This window comes from Pedobacter humicola, from assembly GCF_056490705.1.
On the sequence record NZ_JBWJIG010000013.1, the window covers coordinates 181,205 to 202,938 of the forward strand.

The 21,734-nt window shown below is 43.7% G+C and carries 17 protein-coding genes, 2 tRNA genes and 1 pseudogene; 14 read left to right on the plus strand and 6 right to left on the minus strand.

Annotated elements, in window-relative coordinates; genetic code table 11:
- Position 1: 1 nt before the first annotated feature.
- From AC04Q1_RS19700 to AC04Q1_RS19715, 4 genes are read left to right on the plus strand one after another with little or no spacing between them, the layout of a single operon-like run.
- Positions 2 to 409, plus strand: a complete 408-nt coding sequence (locus AC04Q1_RS19700) for an STAS domain-containing protein (protein WP_478366276.1) — start codon at positions 2 to 4, stop codon at positions 407 to 409.
- Positions 390 to 803 (plus strand): anti-sigma regulatory factor, encoded by a 414-nt coding sequence (locus AC04Q1_RS19705; protein WP_478366277.1) that lies wholly within the window; start codon positions 390 to 392, stop codon positions 801 to 803. Before AC04Q1_RS19700 ends, AC04Q1_RS19705 begins: the two co-directional genes overlap by 20 nt.
- Entirely contained in the window at positions 796 to 1,800 is a 1,005-nt protein-coding gene (locus AC04Q1_RS19710; protein ID WP_478366278.1) for a PP2C family protein-serine/threonine phosphatase, read from the plus strand. Before AC04Q1_RS19705 ends, AC04Q1_RS19710 begins: the two co-directional genes overlap by 8 nt.
- A gap of 1 nt (position 1,801) precedes the next feature.
- Entirely contained in the window at positions 1,802 to 2,998 is a 1,197-nt protein-coding gene (locus tag AC04Q1_RS19715; RefSeq protein ID WP_478366279.1) for an ATP-binding protein, read from the plus strand.
- Positions 2,999 to 3,520: 522 nt separating this feature from the next.
- On the opposite strand, the gene AC04Q1_RS19720 is transcribed toward AC04Q1_RS19715, so the two are convergent.
- Both AC04Q1_RS19720 and AC04Q1_RS19725 read right to left on the minus strand, forming a co-directional pair.
- A complete protein-coding gene (locus tag AC04Q1_RS19720; protein ID WP_478366280.1) occupies positions 3,521 to 4,996 on the minus strand; it encodes a sensor histidine kinase in 1,476 nt (491 codons plus the stop codon).
- Positions 4,996 to 5,799, minus strand: coding sequence for an alpha/beta fold hydrolase (locus AC04Q1_RS19725; protein WP_478366281.1), 804 nt, complete (start codon positions 5,797 to 5,799; stop codon positions 4,996 to 4,998). Before AC04Q1_RS19725 ends, AC04Q1_RS19720 begins: the two co-directional genes overlap by 1 nt.
- Positions 5,800 to 6,419: 620 nt before the next feature.
- Between AC04Q1_RS19725 and AC04Q1_RS19730 the strand changes: the two genes are divergently transcribed.
- The 7 genes from AC04Q1_RS19730 to AC04Q1_RS19760 all read left to right on the plus strand — a co-directional run bounded on the left by AC04Q1_RS19730 (position 6,420) and on the right by AC04Q1_RS19760 (position 16,675).
- Positions 6,420 to 6,983, plus strand: coding sequence for an RNA polymerase sigma-70 factor (locus tag AC04Q1_RS19730; RefSeq protein WP_478366282.1), 564 nt, complete (start codon positions 6,420 to 6,422; stop codon positions 6,981 to 6,983).
- Positions 6,984 to 7,140: 157 nt separating this feature from the next.
- Complete coding sequence (locus AC04Q1_RS19735; protein ID WP_478366283.1) at positions 7,141 to 8,253, plus strand: FecR family protein; 1,113 nt, start codon at positions 7,141 to 7,143, stop codon at positions 8,251 to 8,253.
- Positions 8,254 to 8,508: 255 nt separating this feature from the next.
- Positions 8,509 to 11,733, plus strand: a complete 3,225-nt coding sequence (locus AC04Q1_RS19740) for a SusC/RagA family TonB-linked outer membrane protein (protein WP_478366284.1) — start codon at positions 8,509 to 8,511, stop codon at positions 11,731 to 11,733.
- A gap of 10 nt (positions 11,734 to 11,743) precedes the next feature.
- On the plus strand, positions 11,744 to 13,144 hold the full coding sequence (locus AC04Q1_RS19745) for a RagB/SusD family nutrient uptake outer membrane protein (RefSeq protein WP_478366285.1): 1,401 nt from the start codon (positions 11,744 to 11,746) through the stop codon (positions 13,142 to 13,144).
- Positions 13,145 to 13,165: 21 nt separating this feature from the next.
- Complete coding sequence (locus tag AC04Q1_RS19750; protein WP_478366286.1) at positions 13,166 to 14,281, plus strand: redoxin domain-containing protein; 1,116 nt, start codon at positions 13,166 to 13,168, stop codon at positions 14,279 to 14,281.
- Positions 14,282 to 14,482: 201 nt separating this feature from the next.
- Positions 14,483 to 14,848 (plus strand): hypothetical protein, encoded by a 366-nt coding sequence (locus AC04Q1_RS19755; protein WP_478366287.1) that lies wholly within the window; start codon positions 14,483 to 14,485, stop codon positions 14,846 to 14,848.
- A gap of 297 nt (positions 14,849 to 15,145) precedes the next feature.
- The gene (locus AC04Q1_RS19760) at positions 15,146 to 16,675 is read left to right on the plus strand and encodes an MFS transporter (protein WP_478366288.1); all 1,530 of its coding nucleotides are present in this window, start codon (positions 15,146 to 15,148) and stop codon (positions 16,673 to 16,675) included.
- A gap of 212 nt (positions 16,676 to 16,887) precedes the next feature.
- Here the strand turns inward: AC04Q1_RS19760 and AC04Q1_RS19765 are convergent.
- The 3 genes and pseudogenes from AC04Q1_RS19765 to AC04Q1_RS19775 form a co-directional block, all read right to left on the minus strand.
- Positions 16,888 to 17,007, minus strand: a pseudogene (locus tag AC04Q1_RS19765) (DUF2256 domain-containing protein); the annotation flags it as partial.
- Between the two features lie 20 nt (positions 17,008 to 17,027).
- On the minus strand, positions 17,028 to 17,507 hold the full coding sequence (locus tag AC04Q1_RS19770) for a DUF4385 domain-containing protein (protein WP_478366289.1): 480 nt from the start codon (positions 17,505 to 17,507) through the stop codon (positions 17,028 to 17,030).
- A 10-nt stretch (positions 17,508 to 17,517) separates the two neighbouring features.
- Positions 17,518 to 17,856, minus strand: a complete 339-nt coding sequence (locus AC04Q1_RS19775; protein WP_478366290.1) for a hypothetical protein — start codon at positions 17,854 to 17,856, stop codon at positions 17,518 to 17,520.
- A gap of 498 nt (positions 17,857 to 18,354) precedes the next feature.
- Here AC04Q1_RS19775 and AC04Q1_RS19780 point away from each other — a divergent pair, with 498 nt between their 5' ends.
- A complete protein-coding gene (locus AC04Q1_RS19780) occupies positions 18,355 to 19,473 on the plus strand; it encodes a Gfo/Idh/MocA family protein (protein WP_478366291.1) in 1,119 nt (372 codons plus the stop codon).
- Positions 19,474 to 19,596: 123 nt separating this feature from the next.
- On the opposite strand, the gene AC04Q1_RS19785 is transcribed toward AC04Q1_RS19780, so the two are convergent.
- Positions 19,597 to 20,763, minus strand: a complete 1,167-nt coding sequence (locus AC04Q1_RS19785) for an esterase (protein WP_478366292.1) — start codon at positions 20,761 to 20,763, stop codon at positions 19,597 to 19,599.
- 645 nt (positions 20,764 to 21,408) lie between these two features.
- Between AC04Q1_RS19785 and AC04Q1_RS19790 the strand changes: the two genes are divergently transcribed.
- Together AC04Q1_RS19790 and AC04Q1_RS19795 are read left to right on the plus strand one after the other, a co-directional pair.
- Positions 21,409 to 21,484, plus strand: a tRNA-Gly gene (locus AC04Q1_RS19790).
- A gap of 71 nt (positions 21,485 to 21,555) precedes the next feature.
- Positions 21,556 to 21,639, plus strand: a tRNA-Leu gene (locus AC04Q1_RS19795).
- Positions 21,640 to 21,734: the final 95 nt, after the last annotated feature.

Here is a 21,734-nt window from a genome sequence, read left to right on the forward strand (position 1 = left end):
AATGGATAAAATTCCTATTCTTAGGATGGGAAACTTTTTGCTGGTGACCATTCAGGTCGACCTTTATGACAGACTTGCGCTCGACCTTGAGGCGGATCTGGTACAAATGGTAAACAAAACCAGTTCGAAAGGTGTCCTGATTGATATTTCGGCAGTGTCAATAGTCGATTCCTTTATGGGGCGTATTATCGGCAACATTGCCAGCATGTCCAAGATCCTTGATGCTGAAACTGTAGTGGTGGGTATGCAACCTGCAGTCGCAATCACGCTGATAGAACTCGGATTGCCGTTAAAAGGAGTGCATACAGCACTGGATGTTGAAAAAGGGATGAATCTGCTAAAGTCTATGATAGGGGATGATCACGGGGACGATGACGAAACCGATGATAATGATACTTTCACTGAGTAAAGATACCGTTCAGGTGCAAAAGGAACAGGATGTAGTCCTTTTGCGCAACAGGGTCCGCGAGGTTGCCGTAAAGATCAAGATGGGGTTGGTTAACCAGACCAAATTGATTACCGCTGCCAGCGAGCTGCTCCGGAACATGCTGCGTTATGGTGGTGGAGGCAGCTGCCTGATCGAGGTCGTAACCAGAGGCCGTGATAATGGTGTAAGACTTACTTTTTCCGACAAGGGGCCTGGTATCGAAGACATTGCTGCGGCAATGCGGGACGGTTTTTCCACAGGAAAGAGTCTCGGGCTTGGACTTCCCGGCGCAAAGAGACTATGTAATGAATTTGATTTAAAGAGCAAGCCCGGTGAGGGGACAGTTGTGATGATATTAAAATGGGCAAATGGTTGATGCTACACATATAAGCCTGCAGGCGAACGACAGAAGTTATTTTTCACTGCTGAAAAAGGAAATCCACCAACGTCTGGTAGATGCCGGAATGGAAACTGGCAGGATCGCAGAAGTTGATATCATCGTTGCAGAAATGACCAGTAACCTGTTTAAGTATGCGGACAATGGGGAAATCCTTTTTGGGAGTTTCACTGAAAATGGCGTTCCATATGTTGAACTTATCAGTATCGACAGTGGGCCGGGGATGCAGAATCCAGCCAGGATGATGCAGGATGGTATATCGACCAGTAACACCCTAGGTGCAGGCTTGGGCAGCATCAAAAGGCTTTCGGATACCTTTGATATTTACTCTCTGTCCGGCTGGGGAACTATTTTGCTGAGCCGAATTTATATAGGCGAAATTCCATCAAGAAGTGGATTTACCGTTAGACCGATAGTGGTCAGCAAACCCGGTGAAAAAGTAAGCGGCGATGGATTTCTGTTGAAGACCAATGGGCTGGATTTCAAGCTCATGCTCGGGGACGGACTGGGGCATGGACCGGAAGCCAATAGGGCTGTAAATGAGGCCGCTGCCACATTCAGGGTATTTCCCGGTAGTAGTCCCGTTGAGAGCCTTCGCTTTATCCATTCCTCGATCAGGAAGACACGCGGTATGGTTGCCAATATCACATATTATGACCACGAAAAACGGCAATGGTCATCCTCGGGTATAGGAAATATAGCGGCAAAGTGGATCGGCCCTTCGAGTTCTAAAAACCATATGTCCTATAATGGGATTGTTGGGCACAATATCCCAACGACCATGAATGATCAAATCTATAATACAACTGAATTTAACCAGCTCGTTTTATGCTCCGATGGCATAAAAACAAGGTGGGAAGTGACCAAATATCCAGGAATACTAAAACATGATCCGTCTATTTTGGCTGCATGTATTTACAAAGACCATGCGCGCAGGACCGATGATATGTCAGTTGTAATCATTAAAGTTCGTTAACATGAAAGAAATCCTCGATATTTCCCTTGAAAATGAAATGGACCTGGTGTTGGCGCACCGCCGGTCTATGCAGGTAGGCGAACAGCTTGGCCTGACAGTAGCTACACGGACAACGTTTGCAACCGCTGTGTCAGAGGTAGCAAGAACGGCTATCGAATATACGGATAACGGAAGATTGAATATTATCGTTACAGGTAAATTTCCACGCTATTCACTCTATGCACATGTTGTTTTCGATTCTGACCAGGTTTTCAGGGCCAGTGATGAAGGTTTTTTTTATGCCAAAAAACTTCTTCCCGATTTTACCTTTAACTCATCAGGAAATGCTTACTTCATTGAAATGGGGCTTGGGCTTCCCCGATCGCTTAAACTTGACGACCCGAAGCTTGGTCTTTTGAAGGCTCATTTTGAAAATGCAGAGCCGTTAAATGCATATGAGGAGATCAAAAACAAGAATAACCATCTCAACAAACTTACCTGTGAACAGGAAGAAGAAATCCGCATGCGCAGGGAACTGGATGAAAAGAAAAAAGAGTTCATTTCCATTGCCAGCCATGAGCTTAAAACACCGATAACCATTGTAAAAGCATACACCCAGATGCTAAAACAGTTAAAAGGTGAATATTCTGAAAAAGTATCAGGGGTATTGGATAAACTTGACCTGCAGACAACCAAACTTTCCCTTCTCGCGCAACAGTTAATGGATGTATCGAAAATCGAGAACGGCAGCCTTCAGTATGAACTGGTAGATGTCGACCTGAATTCATTCATTAAAGAGGCGCTTGATATCCTGTCGAGCATTCACATTGGAAATGAGATCAGGTTGACCCTTGGAGAAAACTGCCGTATAAAGGCAGATCCCCTGCGATTGGAGCAGGTGATGGCGAACCTGTTGGGAAATGCTGTAAAGTATTCCCCAAAAAATTCTGTCATTGATGTTTTAACAAAACTTTCTCCTGACGAAACGAGTGTAACAGTTACCATCACAGACCGTGGACTCGGGATGTCAAAGGAGGGCATTGAACGTATATTTGATAAATTTTACCGTTTGGAAGAGGTGAGCAGTTCCCATCCTGGCCTTGGTATGGGGCTTTATATTACCTCAAAGATCATATCCGATCATGGTGGACGGATCTGGGTGGAGAGCGTGCCAAGTAAGGGATCCTCTTTTTCAATTGCATTTCCTGTGCATCAATAGATATGACCAGGAAAGGCGTACATTTGAATGGCTTATTTCGGTGGGTTCCTATCCTCCAATAAATAATTGATTTTTGCAGTATAAAGCTCAACGCCATCCATTTGTGGCTTGAACATCAATTTCAAATAGTGCTATCTTTTGGGAAAGCCCTTCATAGGGTAATAACAGCCAACCCTCACTGGTGGCCGCAATGCTGTAGGTATACGCTCTTCACGGATAATCTCAAAAATACCGTTTTCGAACTGGATGCAAATGGTTTCAGTCAAACCGTCCTTTATACTTGCATGATAAAGGGACGCAGGTTAATTTTCTGATAGTTGCCCATGTTTATTTCTCCTCAGGTCTATAAAGGCGGCATTAAATTCCGGGTCGAGCTTTAACATACTTAATTTCTTGGTTTTATCCCTTCCAATTTGCTGGTTTCAATGTGTATTGGCTAATTAAAATTTGGGCAAAGTGATTCCTGCTTATAAATAATGAAACTGCCGGTTTCTTGTTTGGCCTGTGGGTGATTGATTTTTTTTATTGTATAGGCAGTTCAAACCAGAAGGTGCTGCCCTCGCCCTGAATACTTTCTGCTCCAATCTTTCCACCATGTTTTCTGATGATTTCCGAACAGATGAATAGGCCCAGTCCCAGTCCGGTATACTTAACGCCTTTATTTTCAACCTGGTAATAGCGATCAAAAAGGAAGGGGATTTTTTCAGCTGCAATACCCTGGCCGAAATCGATAACTTCGGTTCTTATACTGGTAGCTAGCCTGCATATCTTGACACGAATCTTTTTACTGTCCGGCGCGTACTTAATGGCATTGCTGATAAAATTGGTCACCACCTGCTCGATGCGGCCTTCGTCAGCAACAACAGTTGCATCTTTATCACCTTCAGTTATAATTTCATAGTTGTTTTCCATACGGATATGGTGCACGCAATCCCCGATAAGTTCAAAAAGATTTACCTGGACTTTGTTCAGTTGCAGATGACCTTGGGCCAACTGACTGGCATTAAGTAGGTCATCCACCAGAATATTTACTTTGCGAAGGTTTTTGTTGGCTTTCTCAATCAGACTGGGGATCATTCTGTTTCCGGGATCCGCTTTAACGCGGTCCAGTAATTGTAATATTGCCTTGAGGCTGGTAATGGGGGTTTTGAGTTCGTGACTGGCGATATCAATAAACTCATCCTTTTTCTTTAGGGCATTTACATGGTCATTTATATTGGCACAGGAGCCAAACCAGTTAGCTATTTCCCCTCCTTCGGTGATAAATCTCGCCGCTTTTAAAAGGTGCCATTCATAATCGCCGGAAAAATTTTTTAGGCGGATTTCCACCTGTAAGTCTTTGCCCAGATTAATGCTTTCCTGCCAGGTCTTTAGCAGCATTTTCAGGTCTTCCGGATGAAATTGTGAAAGGATGAATGCGGATCCTGGTATTTTGATGTCACATTTGAAATATTCAAAGAACCTCGCATTGAGGTAATCTATTTTACCTTTAGCGGTAGCGGTAAAAATTATCTCGGGAATAAAGTCTGCCATGAACTGAAGCCGCTTCCGCTCGCTCTCTGCCATTTGTCTGGATCTGATCAGGTCCTTTTCATATTGTCTTCTCTCTGAATTGTCCGTTAGTACCGTGTTGATGGCGGTGATTCTTTGATGGTCATCCAGTTTCACTGATGCATTCAGTAAAACCGGATGGCTACTGCCATCCTTACGGTTGATCTCATAGCTTATCTCCTTGACCGAATGTTCAACTGAGGCAAGTGGTAAAAAAAACATCTCAAAATGCATCTGTCCGCCTTTGGAAAGGAGCACAGAAAATTTCTGTCCGATCAATTCATCTTCTCTGTAGCCCAACCAATTTAATAAGGTATGGTTAATTTTAAGGATGGTTCCGTTTGGCGAGATTGAGCAATAACCACAGGGAGCATTGTTGTACAGTTCAGCGACATCGATGAGCGAGGAAAGGAATTCTTGGTGCCCATAAGCTGAAAGTTCGTCCATTAGTTTTTCAGTAGGTAACGTTTTATAGCAGCAATTGTTTCTTCGGGTTCACTAATATGTGGACAATGGCCCCTTGCATTGAGCTGAACGAACTCATTTCCAGGGGTATTTTCATGAACATACTTTCCTACTGTGGTTGGGGCGATGATGTCGTCGGCGCACTGAAGTGTTAAGCTTTCTACTTTTGACTTCGCCAAATCAGCCCGGTTATCGGAGAAGAAAGTAACCCTGGCAAAGTCCCTGGCTACATCGGGGTCAGTGGCGCAAAAACTTCCGGTTAAAAATTCACCTAGCTCCGGACGGTCGGCGTTGCCCATGATTGCGGGTGCCAGGGCACTCGACCAGCCAAGGTAATTGCTATCCATAAAGTCGAATAAATCTTCCAGATCCTTTTTTTCAAATCCACCGTTATACGCCCCTTCATTTAAGTAGCGGGGTGAGGGACCGATAAAAATCAGCTTGGAAAAATAGTCAGGATAATGGTTTGCGGCAAGCAGGCCAACCATACTGCTCACCGAGTGGCCTACAAAAATTACTTCCCTGAGTGATAGCGATTCGCAGACTTCAAGTAAATCCTGGACATAGCCATCGAGGGTGCTGTATTTTATGCGGTCATATTGGGTGATGTCTGAGTTTCCCGACCCGGTGTAATCGAAAAGTACAACCTTATAATCATCGGTGAAGGCATCGACGATAAATTTCCAAGCATTTTGGTCACAGCCAAAGCCATGGGCAAACAACATCACCTGCTGGCCGTTTCCAATTATATTTACATGGTTACGTTTAATAACGTCGTTGGCCATTGTGACGGGGTATTTTATAATTGCTAAAGATAAAAATTTTTTATCAGAAGTAAATGGAACTGCCTGTGACAAATGACGGTACAAAAAACGGATTGTTATACAATACAAACCTTATTGGCAACTTTTATCGAATGTTTAAAACTGTAATGGATAGTAGGTTGGTTTATTCTGTTTATAGGTGCAATATGTCCGCTAGTGAGTGGAACTGTGTAAACAATAGTTTAGACATGGTTAAAAAAGCATTTGAGATACATAACCTAATTCAATCTAAACATCAGGCAGATTTTGGCATTTCTTTCAACAAATATTTTGGCACTCGTCGAGTGAATCCTGTAAAAAATTTCATTTTAGAACCTTTTCCTGCTGTATTATTTCTTAGAGAAAGATACTGTGAACGATTTAAGATTAATATCAGCCTAATCCATTCTGGAAGATTTGAAGGTACGTCTTTGCAGTATCCGTTGGGCAGGGGAGGCCGGAAATTCTGATTGGGAACAGGGAACCAATAGTTCCTATTTACTGAGTTATGCGCTATTGGGAAACTTTTTCTGCCCCCCCCGTTGCAGATAAGCACACGGTGAAGATTGGGAATATTTGTTACCTTAGCCAAGGTATTATAAATGACTGGAATTAGGCAACAAACGGATCCGGAGCTTTTAACATTGATTGCCCAGGGCAATACTGATGCTTTTAACGAAATTCATGATCGTTATTTCGACGATATTTTTCGTGCGGCGTACAATGTGCTCAGAGACCGTGAGGTTTGTTTGGACATCGTGCAGGAAGTGATGCTGTGGTTTTGGGAACACCGGTCGGGGCACCAGATCCGCAATCTCAGGGGTTATTTGTTAATGGCTGTAAAATACCAGTCCGCAAACTATATCCGGAGCCTTAAAGTCCGTGACCATTTCCCCCTTGATAACATTGAGAACATTCAGGATAACAGTGGGCTCACCATGGAAATGAAAGAATTACAGGGCATTATCAAAAGCTTCACCTCAAAACTGCCTGACCGTTGCCGTGAGGTTTTCAAAATGAGCCGCGAACAGCACTTAAGCAACAAGGAAATCGCACAAAAACTGGGTATCTCAGAGAAAACCGTTTCGGTCCAGATCCTCCGGGCCCTCACTAAACTGAAAAGTGAACTGGGGAACAATTACTTCTGGGCAAGTTTCTTTATTTGATAACATTGTGGCGGACTAAGGGTTTGGGCCAGGTTGGTGGATCATCATGATCGTCAAAAATTGCTTTTCAGGCTGTTTATTTCAGTATCTCAATTATTTTTTTATTTCCTGTAAGTATTTGGCACAGTTAGGTTACTTATAGGTAATACTGCATAATATGACCAACGAGGAATTCAACCTGCTTGCCGCAAAAGTTGCCGATGGCAAGGCTACAAAATCAGAGCTCCTGCTTTACAACCTCTGCTTTGAGCGGTTTCAGGAGGCGGAACACTGGAAGGAACTTGATATTGATGCCAGCCTGTTACAACGGCAATCCTGGCAGGGCATCCATGCCATCATAAGCACGAAAAAAATGCCCGCTATCAAACTTTGGCCACGCATTTCTATCGCAGCGGCGGCAGTGGCTGCGGTGCTGATTGGCGTTCTCCTTCTTTTCTATATTAACGGTGAGAAAAATTCATATTCTGCTGCAGTGCCCGCTCCGGGAAAAAGCGGCGCAACCATCACTTTTGCCGATGGAACAAAACTCTCATTGAATGGGGCAAAAAACGGAATTAAAATAGGGGCCGGGCTGAGCTATCTGGACGGGACAACTGTTTTAGGGCTATCAGCCGGTCAGAAATTATTAAGCACTACCATGTTGTCTGCTGAGACAGCAAAAGGACAGACTTACCGTTTTACCCTTCCCGATGGGACGGATGTCTGGCTGAACGCAGATTCAAAACTCACTTTCCCTTCTGCTTTCGATGGAAAGGACCGTAAAATCAGTTTAACAGGCGAGGCTTTTTTCCAGGTTGTGCACAATGCAAAACAACCTTTCAAGGTAGAAAGCAATGGTCAGTCCGTCCGGGATATCGGTACCGCATTCAATATAAAAGCTTATGCTGATGAGCCATTGACAAAAACCACCATTATTGAGGGAAAGGCTGAAGTGACCTTCCAGGATAAAAATTCAGGGCAATTGGTCCATGGCCAACAGGCGGTGCTTAAGGATAAGGACTTAAAAATCATTAATGTAAACGCGGATGATGAAATAGCCTGGAAAAACGGCCTTTTCGTTTTTAGGAGCGAACCGATTGGCGATATCATGAAAAGAGTGGCCAGATGGTACAATGTGGAAGTGGTTTTCGAAAATCCTTCACTGGCCCATACTAGATTTTCGGGAACCATATCCAGGTACGAGCACATTTCAAAACTGTTGGATATTCTTCAGACTACCGGAGAACTGAAAATTAAAATTGAACAAAGAACCATAGTAATTACTCAATAATCAACTATCCATTCACAAACTTAAACCAACCATTATGACCGGACCACTACGACAGAAAATCTGATTTGCCCTGGGATGGCTCAAAAAAAAGCCACGGCAGTGTTGACGCACTACCATGGCAAGCTGAGTTAACCCAAAAACAATTGCGAAACCGTTTTATCAACTTTAACCCAACCAAACGAAATTATGAATTTTTATGCTTTTACCAAAGGCATGCTTTGGCCGTGCCCTGGCTCAAAAGTTTTAATCAAAACTATGAAGCTGCTCATTATTTTACTAACCGCCTGTTTAATACAGGTCAGTGCTTCTTCCTTCGGTCAAAAAATTAACCTGAATGCCCGCAATGTGGCATTTAAAACCGCACTGGAAACCATTGCCGCGCAGGCAGGGGCAAAGGTGGTATATCCCGACGCTTTACTCGACAGGACCAAAAACGTCCGCATTTCATTTACCGGCCTCACGTTAACAGATGCACTGGACAGGATTTTTGAAGGCCAGCCCAATCTCGCTTATGAACTTAAGGACAATACTATCGTGCTTAAAAAAAATGAACCATCCTACATCGACCGCGTAAAAGGCCTTGCGGAAGCGCTTTTCACCGCTGATATCGACGTGCGCGGAAAGGTAGTAGACTCACTGGGCCTTGGGATCCCCGGTGCGACAGTCAAAGTTGTTGGAAAACCGAAAACCATTTATACCAACTCAGGCGGGGATTTTACCATTTCGGGATTAAAAGCTGGGGAAATGCTGGAAATCAGCTACGTGGGCTATAAAACTATAGTCCTTCCAGCGAAACAAGATCTTGGTATCATCAGGTTAATCGCCAGCATAGGCAAACTGGATGAAGTAACCGTGATGTCCTACAGCCAGACTACACGCAGACTAAGTACCGGCTCAATTGGAAAAGTAGCGGGTGAGGAGATTATTAAACAGCCCGTTTCTAATGCTGTCGTAGCCTTGCAGGGACGGGTTCCCGGATTGTTCATTACCCAAAGCGCCGGTTATGCGGGCGGAAACGTATCGGTTACGATCCGGGGCCAGAACAGCTTAACATTAAATTCATCCGCGCCTTTATACATTGTAGATGGTGTTCCTTTTGGCAGTGCTCCGGTAGAGAAAAGTATCGGTGCTTTTTCTCCACAAAGTGATTTTAGCCCTTTAAATACGATCAATCCCGCAGAGATTGAAAACGTTGTGGTATTAAAAGATGCTGACGCCACCGCGATTTACGGTTCGCGTGGTGCCAATGGCGTGATTTTGATTACTACAAAAAAAGGCCGTCCGGGCCGTACAAATGTTGCGGTGGATTTTAGTCAGGGGTTTGGTGAGGTGGTCAATCTGGTCGAAATGCTGGGGACCGCTGATTATCTGAACATCAGAAAACAGGCATTCATAAATGACAACATCACCCCAACGGTGACCAATGCACCTGATCTGACGCTTTTCGATCAGAATGCTTTTACAAATTTTCCTGAATTGTTGATCGGAAATACCTCAAAACAGACCAATGCGGGTTTAGCGATCTCTGGTGGGGATGCTTTTACTCAGTTTACATTGAGTGGGACTTTCCGCCGGGAATCTACCGTTTATTATGATCGGTCGGATGATAAAGCCACTCAGCTCCGCTTAAGTGTACAGCACAAAAGCAGGAATTCCAGGTTCGCAACCACTGCAACGGTAAGTTATAATTCGGACAATAACCAGATTCCGATTTACAATATGAACTTAACCAATTATGGCCTGCCGCCGAATTATCCTTTATATACGCCAACAGGTGCTTTATACTGGGGTCCGGGCTATACCAACCCTTTGGCTGCATTCGATACCTATAATAATTTAAAATCTACCAACCTGAACGCAGCAGCGACTTTGCGTTATACGGTTTTACCGGGACTGGATATCAAAGCTAACGGTGGCTATAATCTGATAGATGTAAAAGGAAACATGGTCACCCCGGTATCCGCTACCAATCCGTCTTTTAATTCATTGCCCCAGATCATTTCAAACAACAATTATATCAGGACCTACATCGCCGAACCGCAGGTGTCATACGAATTTAATACAGGAAAGGGCAAACTAAACCTGATTGCCGGAGGTACCTGGCAGCAAACAGAAACGGTCCAGCCTTTTTGGATCCTGGGCAACTATACCAATCCACAGTTGGCGACCAATTTAAACCAGACCAATATCCTGGCCAAGAATTCTGATTATGCCGACTTCCGTTATACTTCGGTTTATGGCCGTGCGGAATATAATTTAAGTAATAAATACCTGGTCAGTGCGAACATCAGAAGGGACGGGTCTACCAAATTCGGTAACAATAACCGTTTTGGAAACTTTGGAAGTGCCGCTTTGGGCTGGATATTCAGTAAGGAAAAACTGATCGGCGACAATCTTCCATGGTTAAGCTACGGGAAGTTAAGGGCGAGTTACGGTACGGTTGGAAACGATAAAATCAGGGATTACGAATATCAGTCAAACTATTCAGGATCTTCACCATACGGGCCATCAACTACACTCACACCGGCCAGGGTTGCAAACCCATATTTAAAGTGGGAAGAAACCCGGAAGCTCGACATCGCCCTGGAACTGGGTTTTCTTAAAGACAGGATTCTGCTAACTGCAGGTTATTACCGCAACAGGTCCACCAACCTGTTGCAGAGCGTGCCGCTTGCCGCACAGACGGGTTTTAGTCAATACACTTCAAATTTTGATGCCACTGTGCAGAACAAGGGTCTGGAGCTCGAGCTAAATACCATCAACTTGGATAAGGGCGGATTTCGGTGGACTTCCTCATTTAACATCACTTTCCCGCAGAACAGACTGGTTTCCTATCCGGGGCTGTTGACTTCTACCAACAATAATACTTATGTGGTCGGTCAGTCGCTCAATCTCCGTACGGTTTACCAGTCAACAGGTATCGTAAACGGCATTGCTACCGTTGCCGATCTAAATGGCGACGGCGTAATTACCGGTGGAATTTTCGAAAACGGAAGGGGCGACCAGTACGTGTACGGTAACAATGACCCTAAATATTACGGAGGTTTTAATAATACCTTTACCTACAAAGGCTTTCAATTGGACGTGTTTTTAACCGGGGTCAGCCGCACGGCAACCCGCGGTGATTTAAATTTTGGAACCTATCCGGGTTTCGGTTACAATCTCCCTGTTACACTGGCTGATGTTGGCCTCAAATATTCTACCAATACCGCATCGGTTACCGGCAGCAGATACAATCTGTTTACCGGATCTGACGCCGCGGTAGAATCGGCCTCTTTTGTACGGTTGAGAAATGTTTCGTTAACCTACAGTTTACCGGCGCCGTTTAGCAAAAAGATAGGGATGTCATCGCTTCAGATATATGTGCGTGGGCAGAATCTGATCACCTTCACTGACTATAAAGGTCTGGATCCCGAAACGCTGACGACACAGGTCCCACCTTTAAAAATGTTTACAACCGGTATAAGAGCAACCTTTTAATCTCAAAAAAATGAAAAATTCTTTTAAATATATAGGACAGGCCGTATTTGCGCTATTGGCCTTTACATTGCTGCTTACATTGGGAGGCTGTAAAAAATTAATAGAAAATAATGCTTCCGGGGGCCAGTTGCTGGATAAAGAGGTATACAAAGATTCAGCCACTGTAAAGGGGGCCTTAGCTGGCATGTACAGCAGCCTGATTACCAATAACAGATATAGCGTGCTCCTGTCCGGATTTCCGGGTTACAGCGCGGATGAACTTACCAATTATAACCTGGAACCTGTTAACCAGTTTGTATTGAACAGTATCCTGACCACAAATGCGGAGGTAAACAACAATTTCTGGTCGGCCCCTTATTCGGTTATTTATGCCGCCAATGCGGTTATCGAAAATGTACCCGCGGGAAGCAACTTATCACCGAAGTTTCAGGTGCAGAGTATTGCTGAGGCCAGGTTCGTCCGCGCATTTTGTTATTTCTATCTGGTAAACCTGTTTGGGGATGTGCCTTTGGTGACTACAACCGATGTAGAGGCGAACAAAACAAGTCCACGCAGTTCTGTAGCGGCCGTTTATGCACAGATAACAGCCGATTTACTTTTTGCACAGGCGAATTTGCCAGCTAACTACGCATTGTCTGCTGGCGCGAGGACCCGTGCTAACAAATGGGCGGCTACTGCTTTGCTCGCCCGGACCTATTTATATCTGGGCAATTGGACGGCGGCCGAAACACAGGCAACTTCCCTGTTGGAAAATACGGCCCTGTTCGGCCTCGAAGATCTGAGCAGGATTTTTGTGCCGACAAGTAAGGAAGCAATTCTGCAATTGTATAATGATGCAAGTGGCATAAATCCATATGCAAGCGCGATGTTACCCAGCCCAACAGCACCAACTATACCGAAATATGTATTTACCGATCAGCTGAAAAGTGCTTACGCGGCTGAAACTGGAGATGGACGAAAGGCAGCCTGGTCCGTTACCGTCACTGCCCCGAATGCGGTCGTGTACACCTGCCCTGCAAAATATAAGGGCACGACGGCCGGCAACGCTGAATACTTTACCCTGTTCAGGCTTGGGGAACAATATCTGATCCGCGCTGAAGCACGTGCCCAGCTCAATAATGTAACGGGCGCCAGTGCAGATTTATTGGCACTCCGTCAGCGTGCGGGCCTTGGCGCGACGCCGGCTAGCGACAAAGACGCGTTACTGCTTGCCGTGGAGCGTGAGCGGAGGATAGAACTGAGCTGCGAAATGGGGCACAGGTGGTTTGATCTGAAGAGGACCGCAAGAGCGAATGCCGTATTAGGGGCAGTTAAACCCACATGGAAGCCAGAAGCGGCACTATATCCCATTCCAGCTGATCAGCGGGGCAGAAATGGAAACCTCACACAGAATCCAGGTTATATCAATTAAACATTAAATCAATTTAATATCATGAAATTCAATATATATCTATTTTTGCTGATCTGTATACTCACATCAGCGAGCGCACAAGAGAACCGCTTTAGCCTTAAAGGAAAACTTACCGGTTCAACAGTCCCTATGAAAGTGTTCCTTTACTTCCGTGATGGAGACCGCAAAGTTGCCGATTCAACCATGGCCCGGGATGGCAAGTTTACTTTTTCGGGAAATCTGGAACATGCGTCCGATGCTACGTTATATGTACATTGGATCTATCCGCCAAATGTTAAACCGGAAGGATCGGCCAGCGAAGGCAAATCTTTTTTGCTTGAAAAGGGGACGGTCACTATCGAAGGTAAACGTTTATTCGACGCGAAAGTAACCGGTGGCGAAGGCCAGAGGGATTATGCCGCATACCACATGATGATGGGGAATGTTGGCGATTCGGTTTACCGGGTCTGGAAAGCACAACAGGGCCAGCTCCCTGAAGATTCCACAGCGGCGTTTCAAAGGCTGCTGTATGCCAGGCAAAAAATAGGAAAAGATGAAACGCTTAAATTTATCCAGTTTCACCCAAAATCGGCGATGTCTTTTAATATCCTGCAAAACAGTTCCGTGATCGTGGAGGATTTTAAATATGTGGAAGGAATGATTGACGCGTTAAAACCTGAATTCGGCCAGACCGCAAGATTTAGAGCTGTAGAAGATAAGGTAGCTTTAACCAAAAGATTATCCATTGGCCAGCCGGCCACAAACTTCAGTCAAACGGACGATAAAGGCAGGGTAGTGTCCCTTTCGGATCAAAAAGGCAAATTCGTCCTCGTTGATTTCTGGGCAAGCTGGTGTGGGCCCTGTCGTACCGAATATCCCCACTTAAAGGCTGCATATGCTAAATACAAGGATAAGCACTTCGAAATTATTGGTATCTCGATTGATGATAAAAAGGAACTTTGGTTGGATGCCATCAGGTCTAACGGCTTTGAATGGATCCAGCTTTCAGACTTAAAGGGAAGAGACAATGCCATTGCGAAAGCTTATGGTATCGCGGCTATCCCACAGAATTTCCTGATTGATCCGGCAGGGAAGATCATTGCAAAAAACTTAAGGGGAAAAGCGCTGGAAGAGAAACTGGCGGAAGTAATCCGATAAACCTCCCCATTATATCCTAACCGGTTAGGTGATTTCGGTCAACAGACTGAACGCCTGACCGGTTGATATTGTTTTGCTCAGCAGGCAGACTTTCCGTGCAACCTAACGAGGCTGTGCGCTGGCTCCGTATTATTCAGATTTTAGTAAGGCAGGCCGCAATTTTAACATCCGTTTACGCCGTCTATTATTCAATCACGCTTTATGAAGAAAACCGCTCCAAACATCCATTTGGCAAAAATAATTTTGCTCAGTTTTTGTGTATCAGTGTTATTTTTAACTGGTTGTGCAACATCCAGGACTCCCGGAATGCATCGAAAAGATCCGGGTAAGGGCTTTGATCTTGCAATTCTCCTGCCCGATGAAAAACAAACAATGCTGATGCATATTTTTTCGCGAACAGGACTGACATTGGGTGTGTCACAAGACGGGGCAAGCCTTTTTCGGGAGGACCAGAAGGGGATTGTTCATGTAAAAATCATGCCCCAGAACCAGTCAATGCTGAGGTTATTATTCCAGCACCTGTCTGAGGCTGGTATCGTTGTACTACAATGTAGCCTTGAGAAATAAAAACGGCTCTCGGAAAAACCGGATTGGCACGATCACCTTTACCGATGGGTGAAATAGGCCAGTGTTCGCGAGACAAAACCTTAAGTATCCTTTCCGGCGAGATGGATATTATCTCAAACTTATTCCGCCAACACGGTGCTTTTATCAAATGAATACCAAAAGCTGAGTGACGTTAGAAGCCATGCTTTCGCCAGAGACCGACATTGAGGTTTTCTCTACATTTTAAGTGATAAAATACTCATAAATGGTGATTGAATTTTATTTCATCCCACCCGTATATTATTGTAAATTTATATTATGGGGAATTTATCGCTAAGAAGTACAGAAGGTAAATGGGTAATGGCATCGTCAATCCTGGCCTCTTCAATGGCATTCATTGATGCTACAGCATTAAATGTTGTTCTTCCTTCGCTTCAACAAGAGTTTTCTGCTTCTGCAAGTAGCCTGTTTTGGGTGCTAAATGCGTATTTGCTCATCCTGGCCTCCCTGATCTTAATTGGAGGGGCTTTGGGCGATAACCTTGGACGGAGAAAAATATTTATAATTGGCATACTCATTTTTGTAGGCGGTTCAATGGCCTGTGGCTTAGCTGGTAGTTTAGATATGTTAATACTATTCAGGGTTTTGCAGGCAATGGGCGGGGCACTTATGATTCCAGGCAGTCTGGCTTTGATCTCATCTTCGATACAAAAAAAGGAGCGGGGCAGGGCAATTGGGATATGGTCGGCCTGTACAACCCTTGTTATGCTTGGAGGACCGGTCTTGGGCGGTGCTTTGGCGGATTCTGGCCTTTGGAGATATATCTTTTTCATAAACGTGCCCTTGGGCCTGGTTGCAGGATCGATATTGATCTTTAGGGTTGCTGAAACCATTCGCGCTGAGAAACTGAAAAAAATTGATTTCTCTGGTGCAATACTCGCCGCGTTGTCTCTTGCATGCATCACCTATGGCCTGCTCAGTCTCCCTGACCATAAGCTCTGGACGTTTTTTGTTGCTGGAAGCATAGGAGGGGGGATAATCTGTTTTCTGATTTTTATCCTGGTGGAATGGAAAACGGACAACGCCATGATGCCGCTAACTCTTTTCCGGGATAAAGTATTTGCCGGAACAAACCTTTTGACGTTTTTCCTGTATGCTGGATTGGGCGGGGCCATGTTGTTTTTGTCCCTAAATCTGGTACAGGCACAGGGATATAACCAATTGCAATCGGTAATGGCCTTTCTTCCCTTTACCCTGTTAATGATTGCCCTTTCAGGTATTGCAGGCAAGCTCTCAGATAAATATGGGGCAAGATTGTTTTTAACCTTCGGGCCTGTAGTGAGCGCGTTAGGTTTTTTCCTTTTATCGCTTCCCAGCGAAACGCAAGGCCCTCAAGCTTATTGGATATCATTTTTTCCGGGTATTCTGGCTTTAGGTATTGGAATGTCTTTTACGGTATCCCCGCTAACTGCTACTGTAATGGGATCTGTAAGAGAGGAATTCTCAGGGGTGGCCTCCGGAATCAATAATTCACTGAGCAGAATAGCTTCGGTTTTTGCAAATGCTATTTTCGGAGCCCTGGCCCTGATCATATTTTCCAATACAGTTGCCCGGGATTTGAAATCCAAGAATTACACCCTTAGCGAATATAGAATAATAGAAACCCGGACATCCAGCTTCGGGGCAGCGAGGGCACCTAAAAGTTTTGCTGCTCAGAAACAAACAGATATCAATAAAAGCTATCGGCAATCCTTTATTTATAGTTATCAACTTGTTTTGAAAGGTGCTGCCGTTCTTGCTATTATATCAGCAGGCATAGCTTTGGTTTTCCTCAGGCCCAAGAATTAAACCTTAACCTGTTGAGTGGTAAATCAATAAAAGCCGTCAGACTGGGTATTTCGGCAAAAGTGTGCTTCCGTTCCGCATTTAAGCTGTAACCCCATTTCACTTTAAAATTCACTGAAATACGCAGCCAAGAATTAAATGCTGGATTTGTATTTAGATTTTCTGAAATGAGTGTTATGTGTCCTGTACCTCGAAAGCAAAACACAAAACGCGCATTAATGAGCAGATAAATTTTCCCTGTTTCTCCTGCACTTCTCGGAGCAATATTTTATTTTCTCCCAAACCTTTTCCTGTTTTTTTCTCCAGTTAAAGTTTCGTCCACATGTCTTGTACTGTTTTGGGGAGCTCCTTCTTTTTAACCCCTTTCAACTTTCCAATGCGTTTTTAGTTCGGCATATTGCCCATTGGCTTCCGCCAGTTTCCATTGATCATAAAATATGGATGCCGATACTGCTTTTTGCTCATCACCCGTGCCGCGTTCCAGCTGGCGGTAATCCTGATCGGCATCATATTTTTTACCACCCTTGTAATTGGCATAACGCCTGGATCTGGTAAAGCCCATCTGCAAATATTTTCGGGCCATATCTGCACCCACAAAATCTCCTTCCTGCAGATAGGCCAGAAACATAGCATAGATTTTATTACTGCTTTCCCTGGCGATTTCCGGTGTTTTAAAACGCCAGTGTTGGCCAATTTCACTTTTGTAAGGCTCACAGATCAGAACACCCTGCTCACCTTTGCCTACCCGATATGCCCCGGGATTTTTCCGGTAATCAATGTCTGGTTTCCAGACATATTTTGAGTAGTCAAAGTGCAGATAGCTGGGTTTGTCCATAAACAGTGAGTTAGCCTTGGTTAATGTGTCCGTTCAGATAACTTTCGGCGCTGACCAGATCGTTGTCAACCTGCTCTTTTGCCGTCACTGACTCATAATGTAGGGAATCCTCGGCGAATTCGCTCAGCAGGGTAAACCTGATTTCAGCTTCTTCCTCCTCAGCGTGCGCAGCTTTTCCGATCACGGTAAAAATACCCTCGATACCTTCATGCACAAAACTATACTTAACCTGAAAATCGTCTTGGTCTTCGGTTGGGATTTCTGCGATCTCGGTATAGGCGCGGTCCTGTATGGTTTCCAATCCCTGTTTCAATAATTTGATCGCTTGCTGCTTTTTATCTGCTGTCATATCTGATGTATTTAATTTCTTTTTCTAACAGTGCGCTGGCGCTAAAGTTTTAAATCATTACCGAATCCATTTCCTGATAGGAATTCTTTGGCTCAATCGGGATATAAGGAGGATACCCAAAGCCGCAAACATTTTAATAATTTGCCGTTGCAGCACTATCACCTTTATCATTAAACGCTATGATCAATAAAACAGTTGTTATCACCGGAGCATCTCTCCGGTCAAAAAGATAAGGTTACTGGTTCTCATAATTGATATCATTTACTTAGGAACAGCATCGCGTTTCTTTTGTAAATTTCGTAAATTCAGGTTTGAAGATAAGCCCCTCTATCTATATTATGTTATTTTATAACTTATTATCAATGAGCGAGATATTGAAAACTAAAAGTAGGCAATCATTGTTAAATATCTTGACCTAATCAATCAATGATGCGTCAAAAACGGGTGATCCCACATATTGTTTAATATTTTGCTGAATAGTACATAACTACACATGATATGAATACAAGAAGAGATTTTCTACAAAAAATAGGTGTATCAGCATTAATGCTGAAATTGAGTTCAGTAACAGCATTTGCAGACGCTCCTGGCCACATCGAACAGGCTTACCAGGGCAGGGTACTTAGAGTAGCCATTATGGGTTTAGGCGGGTATGGCACCCGTGTAGCTGAGGCAATGAAGAGTTGTTCAAAGGGGAAGCTAGTGGGTGTGATCAGTGGTACACCATCAAAAATTAAAGAGTGGCAAACGAAGTATGATATACCAGAAAAGAATTGCTATAACTATGACAACTTCGATCAGGTAAAAAATAACCCGGATATAGATGCTATTTATGTGATTACTCCGAACGCACTGCATCATAATCAGGTTATCCGTGTAGCAAAAGCTGGAAAACATGCCATATGTGAAAAACCGATGGCACTGAATGCCACACAGGGACAGGAGATGATTGATGCATGTGAAAAAGCAAATGTAAAATTACTGGTTGGCTATAGGATGCATTTTGAACCCCGGACGCTGGAGGTGATCCAAATGAGAAATGCCGGCGATTTCGGTAAGATCATGTTTTTCCAGGGACAATGTGGTTTTAAAATAGGTGATCCTACGCAATGGCGGTTAAATAAAGCACTTGCGGGCGGTGGATCAATGATGGATATTGGGATCTATGCGCTTAACGGGGCAAGGTATATGGTAGGCGAAGAGCCGATTTGGGTGACTGCTCAGGAGACCAAGACCGACCAGATTAAGTTTAAAGAAGGGGTGGATGAAACCATACAATTTCAATTAGGTTTCCCGAGCGGTGCGGTAGCCTCCTGCCTCTCCAGTTATAACATCAACCATCTAGATAGATTTTTTATGAGTGGGGATAAGGGATTTGCAGAAATGCAACCTTCCACCGGATATGGTCCGATACGGGGCAGAACACACAAGGGTGAACTCACGCAGCCCATAACTACTCAACAGACTGTTCAGATGGATGAAATGGCAACTTTTATTTTTGAAAATAACAAGCCAGTAGTTCCCGTAAACGGTGAGGAAGGTTTAAAAGATCTTAAAATTATTGATGCCGTATACCAAGCCGTAAAAACTGGAAAAAAGGTGAAACTAACTGCCTAGAATTTTGCATTTTAATCTACATGAACATTCCCTTTATTTGGAGCTAATGAATTAATTAAACTTTGCCGATTTATTATTATCCAAAAATTGGGTTATGAAAAAACGTTATCAGGAGAATGACTCCTATGGTTTTTTAAATAGCTGTTGTGTGAAAAGTACAAGATAGTCTCGCCAGTTCGACCAGGTATGGCCACCTTCACTTTCCGAATAAATGTACTTTGCGCCGGTTTCATCTAATTTTTTTCTGTAATCTGCTACTGATTTGTAAAGGAAATCAGTTTTGCCTATGCCGATCCAGTATAGTTTTAAGCCCTTATCGAACTGGTTTTTTAAGGTAACCTCAAAATTTTCGTAAACAGGGGATGTCGTTTTGCCAAAGGGCATAATGGCCGGTGAGAAAAGACCTACGTAATCAAATGTCTTTGGATAAAACCTGCTAATGTGAAGCGAATGGAAACCACCCATGGATAATCCAGCAATAGCACGGTGTGCATGATCTGCTTTGACTCTATAATTTCCTTCAATAAATTTGATGATGTCCATAAACGTTTCTTCCATTTTGCCGTCCATGGTATTGGGCAGTTGCATGGTGGGCTTGTACTGGCCCTTTGAATCTTCTCCAGGAGCAGCGGCCTGTGCCACGTTTCCATTTGGCATAACTACGATCATTGGCGTAGCTTTGCCCTGTGCAATCAGGTTATCTAAAATCTGGGCAGTTCTGCCCAGGGCCAGCCACGCTTCTTCATCGCCGCCCATGCCATGTAGCAGATAAAATACCGGATACTTTTTTTTATCATCCTCATAGCCCGGCGGTGTGTAAACGGAAATTCTTCTGTCTTTTTCATTTCCAGGTGATTTATACCATCTTTTGCTAACCGTTCCATGAGGCACATCTTTCACCAGATAATTATCGGCTTTTCCACCAGGAACAATTACAACGTTCACTACCGATGCTACATCTCTGATCTGGTAAACATTATTTGCGTCCCTGATCTTCAGACCGTCAACAATGAATGAATAGCTGTATAGTTCAGGCTTTAAAGGAGAAGTAGTGTAACTCCACAAACCATCATTCTGCTTAGTCATGGCAACCGGATCACTTTTTCCAAGCAGATCGCCCTGCAGTTCCACCTTTTTTGCGTTGGGAGCCATTAAACGAAATGTAAGACTATTGTCTACACTGATTTCCGGTGATGTAATTTCTTTGTTCTTGTTAAAATTCAGATTTTCCTGGCCTTGGGCATTTAAGGAAGTGAAGAGGAAAATAGCAAACACCAGCTTCTTAATCATTTGGAAAGTATTTTTAGTTAAAGGATGCATTGTGGTAATTATATCCTGATTGTAAAGAACAAGGTATGATTTTATTTTGATTGATGTAGTCTCTCGTTTCTGAAATGAAGGGTGGTTGACCTGATAATCAGTTAAGGAAATAAGCCATTGCGGCCAATAATATTTCCTTCTTTGTCTTTTATTTTTACCGGGTAAACCATTTGCAGAAGGAGTCAGCCCAAGGAGATCAATATTTTTTTGCGTACAATCAGCAAATCAAAATTGGATTTTATACATCTGCTAGAATTTTAAAAAACAGCCTGGTTCAATTAATTCGTCCACAAATTGGTTTTTATTTTGGATTGTGACTGCCCCGGGTTTTAAAGCAATTCTGAAAGGAACTGCTTTTTTGTTTCGGAAAGGTTCATTTCTAAGCCCGAAAATTGATTTAATTGAGATCAAGAGGAAAATGCCTGTAGATCCTTGATATGCATGCTTGCCTGTTCCTGTGTTTAAAATACTGATCTGGAAAAAAAAATAATTTTAATTCCCTGATTTTTAAATACTAATATTCTTGAGCTTATTTTTTGTGATATTTCTTTTGCTTAGGAAAGTTTAATTCCTATATTTGCAACCCCAAAGGAACACAGCTGATGTGTGAATTTTGCGAAAGTAGCTCAGTTGGTAGAGCACGACCTTGCCAAGGTCGGGGTCGCGAGTTCGAATCTCGTCTTTCGCTCCAATAAATGCCTTCCTGCCAGAAGGCATTTGTATTTAAAATTAACCTGCCAAAGGATATCGGAACAGGATAATGCTCGAGTGGTGGAACTGGTAGACACGCAGGACTTAAAATCCTGTGCTTTCAAAGGCGTGCGGGTTCGATTCCCGCCTCGAGTACGAAAAGGGAGGACTTAAAGGTCCTCCCTTTTTTGTTGTAGTGCGCCGGGCATGGCAATCGACTATAGGGTTAGAGTCCCGAACACGCTTAGCAG

What these genes read in the sequence shown, in the direction of transcription:
- AC04Q1_RS19715 (WP_478366279.1), top strand. Translation starts at nt 1,802, where the DNA reads ATGAAAGAAATCCTCGATATTTCCCTTGAAAATGAAATGGACCTGGTG.
- AC04Q1_RS19775 (WP_478366290.1), bottom strand. Translation starts at nt 17,856, where the DNA reads ATGACAGCAGATAAAAAGCAGCAAGCGATCAAATTATTGAAACAGGGA.
- AC04Q1_RS19745 (WP_478366285.1), top strand. Translation starts at nt 11,744, where the DNA reads ATGAAAAATTCTTTTAAATATATAGGACAGGCCGTATTTGCGCTATTG.
- AC04Q1_RS19725 (WP_478366281.1), bottom strand. Translation starts at nt 5,799, where the DNA reads ATGGCCAACGACGTTATTAAACGTAACCATGTAAATATAATTGGAAAC.
- AC04Q1_RS19785 (WP_478366292.1), bottom strand. Translation starts at nt 20,763, where the DNA reads ATGATTAAGAAGCTGGTGTTTGCTATTTTCCTCTTCACTTCCTTAAAT.
- AC04Q1_RS19780 (WP_478366291.1), top strand. Translation starts at nt 18,355, where the DNA reads ATGAATACAAGAAGAGATTTTCTACAAAAAATAGGTGTATCAGCATTA.
- AC04Q1_RS19760 (WP_478366288.1), top strand. Translation starts at nt 15,146, where the DNA reads ATGGGGAATTTATCGCTAAGAAGTACAGAAGGTAAATGGGTAATGGCA.
- AC04Q1_RS19755 (WP_478366287.1), top strand. Translation starts at nt 14,483, where the DNA reads ATGAAGAAAACCGCTCCAAACATCCATTTGGCAAAAATAATTTTGCTC.
- AC04Q1_RS19740 (WP_478366284.1), top strand. Translation starts at nt 8,509, where the DNA reads ATGAAGCTGCTCATTATTTTACTAACCGCCTGTTTAATACAGGTCAGT.
- AC04Q1_RS19705 (WP_478366277.1), top strand. Translation starts at nt 390, where the DNA reads ATGATACTTTCACTGAGTAAAGATACCGTTCAGGTGCAAAAGGAACAG.
- AC04Q1_RS19735 (WP_478366283.1), top strand. Translation starts at nt 7,141, where the DNA reads ATGACCAACGAGGAATTCAACCTGCTTGCCGCAAAAGTTGCCGATGGC.
- AC04Q1_RS19770 (WP_478366289.1), bottom strand. Translation starts at nt 17,507, where the DNA reads ATGGACAAACCCAGCTATCTGCACTTTGACTACTCAAAATATGTCTGG.
- AC04Q1_RS19700 (WP_478366276.1), top strand. Translation starts at nt 2, where the DNA reads ATGGATAAAATTCCTATTCTTAGGATGGGAAACTTTTTGCTGGTGACC.
- AC04Q1_RS19710 (WP_478366278.1), top strand. Translation starts at nt 796, where the DNA reads ATGGTTGATGCTACACATATAAGCCTGCAGGCGAACGACAGAAGTTAT.
- AC04Q1_RS19730 (WP_478366282.1), top strand. Translation starts at nt 6,420, where the DNA reads ATGACTGGAATTAGGCAACAAACGGATCCGGAGCTTTTAACATTGATT.
- AC04Q1_RS19750 (WP_478366286.1), top strand. Translation starts at nt 13,166, where the DNA reads ATGAAATTCAATATATATCTATTTTTGCTGATCTGTATACTCACATCA.
- AC04Q1_RS19720 (WP_478366280.1), bottom strand. Translation starts at nt 4,996, where the DNA reads ATGGACGAACTTTCAGCTTATGGGCACCAAGAATTCCTTTCCTCGCTC.